Raw genomic sequence first — 3,564 nt, 5'->3', positions numbered from 1 at the left:
AGGAGTTACCTTCGGAACCGGACCTACCTCTCCCGGCATTCCCTCCTTGTAAACCTCGTAGTCGGTGCCGTTCCACATGGCCCAGTTCGAGCCGATCTCATTGCCATCCCCGTCGAAGACGCGGATGATCCAGTACTTCCCAATGTCAACTGGGTCATCGGTCAGATTTTGTGGAAGGTCATCGGTACTGTCGAGAACTGGGAACTGGCGGTTACCCAAGGGGGCGTTGTTCCCCGGAGGACCGGGGTCTCCCTGGATCGCCGAGTAGTTCATTAACGCGTTTGACCCGAATCCCTCAATGCTGAATTCGACTTGGTCCGGGGTGTCGAGGTCGGAGATCACACCAAATGCAGAGATGGTGGCATCGAATTGCCCCAGAAAGACTTTGGCTCCGATAGGCAACGGCATCAGTCTGGCCTCTTCTCATGGATCTCGCGGATTTGCGGCTTCACCGACCACGGTTTGGCCGGCTCCGGGCGCGGCGCCACAATGGGTTCGTCAGGGTCGTTTAGCGGCACATAGGCCACCAGGTCGGCGAACGGTGATCCCACCACCCGGCGTTGCTTCACTTGTCGTTTTGTGGGGTCTTTACGCCACCCGCACCGGATCAGGTGATACACGATGCACGGCAACGCATCCGGGTGTATGTGGTTGAGCATCATCACCCGTCCATGCGCGTCGACCGGATACTTCAGGTCCTGCTGCAACGCGAACCCCGACGATTCGATGTCAGCGATCAACACCTTCGCCTGCTCGAGTGGTGTCGCCTCGTCCAGCTCTTCGGCTTCCTCGATCGCATCACAAACATCCATTGCGCCTCCATGCAAAAACCCACCCAAGATGCTGGGTGGGTTTTCGATTCGATTGGGAGGCTATGCCTTAGCCTTGGCGCGCCTCTTCGCTTGTTGCTCACTCTTGCATGTCTTGCAGTACCGCTGACGCTTGTACTGCCCATCCAACGGATGCCCGTACTTGCAGTGCGTCCGCTTGCCCATCAGACCGCGACCAAGCTGCAACGTCTCTGCGGCACATATCTTGCAAGTGCGGTACCGCGAACCATCCGCACGGACCTTGGCCTCCTCAAGCGGATGCCCCTTCGCGCAGTGCGTCTTTTGTGCCTTACGCACTTTCTGGCGAATCGACTCACACGTCTTGCAGTATCGCTGTCGGATAGTGCCATCTGATCGATGCCAAACCCCATCTAAAAGATGGCCCTTCGGGCAGTGCGTTCGCCGAGTATGGTGATGGGTTCCGTGTTTGACCCGGTCCAGGTTGTTCTCGCTCTGCGTTCCCCAGCGGAGATTCTCAAGACGATTATTGGTCGGATCGCCATCAAGATGGCGACACTCCATGCCCTTTCGGAAGGGCTCAACAAATGCCTCGAGTACCAGCCGGTGAACGTACAAGCCCTTGTACGGGCCTGCATGTTGCTTCAGTGAAATCCGGAGGTGACCCCGCTGGTTGCCCACATGTGGCTTAACGACCTTCCCCGTAATCAGAGACCGGACCCGGCCCCGGTCGCTGACTTCGTATAGGCCCTCAAACCCGAGGACAGGTCTCCATTGCTCTGTGTTCATGGCTAGAGTCTATCAGAAAACAACCTCTGACGTGCTCTCTCATCCAAATACTGTGTCCATTCCGACGACCGCGCCGATGAGCGCGCCTAGTCCTTGTAGGGCTTTGATGCCTTGGGAGAATGGGTCTTGGTCTTTGGCGTCGTCTCCGACGGAGACGGTGAAGGTGATCGGCTTGTTGCGGTCGTACTCGTACTTGATGGCGTGGGCCTGGTCGACGTAGAGGATGCCGTCCTGCTCAAACCCAACCCGATCATCAAGCAGAATGTCGTAGTACAAAATATATGGGGCTGATTGGCGGATCGATGTCTTGAACGACCGGAACGCCCTCGTCTTGAAATTCCCTTGGCGCAGGGTGAGTATCGCGGAGACGGTGTAGGCGGCGTTGCCGCGCTCGAACGACTCGAGGTACCCCAAATCTCCGGTGTAGAGCGCGCGAAGAGGGTCGGTGTAGCGTTGCCAGGCGAGGAGCTTGTTGTCCAGCTGTCCTTGGTAGAGCTCATCCAAACCCGCCCCGATCGGCGGCCCACCGGTGCTAGCGAACTGGCCAGCGACCACCACTTGCTGGATCTGCGAGAGACCCCACTTGATCAGGAACGTCTGAATGTCATTGACCAGTTTGGGTGACTTACCACCCGTCATGACGGTTTTGACTGGGCCTTTATGTTGGGTGTAGTTCGACTCGATGATCCCGGAGTGCTGCCCATCCCGATATATGGCCCAGGGGTCGGGCGGTGCGACTCCGAAGAGTTTCCGGAAGACCGGATCCACCTCACCGTCGTCATCGGTGTCGACGGGGAACACGGTGGTGGTGATCAGGTCATCGAGGGTGGAGGCGAATAGGTTGATCACCCCGTCCGCGGCGGTCCCGGTGGGGCCCGCATACCCACTGTGGTCTTCGAAAGCCACCATCACACACGGTCGTTGCGGCCTCGTAAGGTCAGCGACAGTCGCATCGTCGGGAAGGTCTATGAGGTTGCCGTGTTTCAGGAATGCTTCCACCGCTGGCACTAGTGACCCGATGATCGGAATGTCTTTCAGTTTGGTTTTTGGCATCAGCGCCGCCAGCTCGGGTTGCGGGTGGTCGACGTCGTCCGGGAACACGGTGTACGCCCGCGCGCACACCCCGGCATCCCGCATGGAGTCAAGGGAGGCGGTGTGGAAGTCGTTCCACGCCCCGGTGAACACCGTCGTCCTCGATTGATCCAGCAGGGGGTCGACGAACTGCACCTGGATGGGCCATTGCAGCGGGTTGATGTTCAACAGTGCGTCGGGGCCGAACGGGTTCAACCATCCGAACGGGTTGAAGATGTTCGTGACCGTCGACAACCCTGGGACGAACTGGCGCATCAGGTTGATGAACAGCGTTGTCGCACACGCCGTCCTGCAGTTCGCCGGCAGCATCCACAGGTTTAAGGGCTGGACCTCGGGTGGGAAGAAGGGCGTCGTTCCCACGAGGACGTGTTTCAGGTGCTCCCGCTGCGCCGAGGCGATGAGTTCGACGGTGTGGATGCCGGAGCTGTCGCGTTTGACGTTGATCGTGGTGATCTTCCCGCCCCACCGGGTTTTCCAGGACAGGCGTCTGGGGTTGATGTCGATCGACAGGTGGAGGTCTTCCTCCAACCGGACAGCGTTACGGACGAAATCCCCGAGATCGCTGCCGCCTCGGATGACGATGCCAGCTTCGCCGGTGTCGGTGGCGATCTCCTCAAACCTGACGGAGCGTTCCCCGCCGATGACGGTGATCTGCTCAAGGTTCTTGTCCTGCATCCGCAACAGCGGGCGCTGCCGGAAACCATCTTGCAGTGTCCTGGCCCGGGCCTCGTTGTAGCGGTACGCGGCCAGTGGATCTTGCGCCGGCAACGGCTTGGAGAGAGCTCCAATGACGTAGTCGACTATCTGGTCCGACATGTGCCGCGTGAACTCCAACGGCCCACTAGCAAGGCTCTCAACCGCATTGGGAATGAGGTTGAGAGGATTACTCATGACG

3 protein-coding genes and 1 pseudogene are annotated in these 3,564 nt (G+C 59.0%); all 4 read right to left on the bottom strand.

Annotation, left to right across the window (positions count from 1 at the left end; all coding sequences use genetic code 11):
- Nucleotides 1-408 (bottom strand): annotated as a pseudogene (locus A5695_RS25210) (hypothetical protein); the annotation flags it as partial.
- A complete protein-coding gene (locus A5695_RS25205) occupies nt 408-812 on the bottom strand; it encodes a hypothetical protein (RefSeq protein WP_068089006.1) in 405 nt (134 codons plus the stop codon). The pseudogene A5695_RS25210 and the gene A5695_RS25205, both read right to left, overlap by 1 nt.
- Nucleotides 813-872: 60 nt before the next feature.
- Nucleotides 873-1,577 carry an NUMOD4 motif-containing HNH endonuclease gene (locus A5695_RS30425; protein ID WP_082946294.1) on the bottom strand — a complete coding sequence of 235 codons (705 nt, stop codon included), beginning with the start codon at nt 1,575-1,577 and terminating at the stop codon, nt 873-875.
- A gap of 39 nt (nt 1,578-1,616) precedes the next feature.
- On the bottom strand, nt 1,617-3,564 hold a 1,948-nt coding region (locus tag A5695_RS25195), incomplete at its 5' end, for a hypothetical protein (RefSeq protein ID WP_369830236.1).

The organism is Mycobacterium sp. E1747 (assembly GCF_001667775.1).
GTDB lineage: Bacteria > Actinomycetota > Actinomycetes > Mycobacteriales > Mycobacteriaceae > Mycobacterium.
Note: the sequence above shows the minus strand (reverse complement) of the source record. Positions and strands in the feature narration are given on the sequence as shown.

Excerpts from the sequence above, each read along its gene's own strand:
- A5695_RS25205 (WP_068089006.1), bottom strand. The coding sequence starts at position 812 with ATGGATGTTTGTGATGCGATCGAGGAAGCCGAAGAGCTGGACGAGGCG.
- A5695_RS30425 (WP_082946294.1), bottom strand. The coding sequence starts at position 1,577 with ATGAACACAGAGCAATGGAGACCTGTCCTCGGGTTTGAGGGCCTATAC.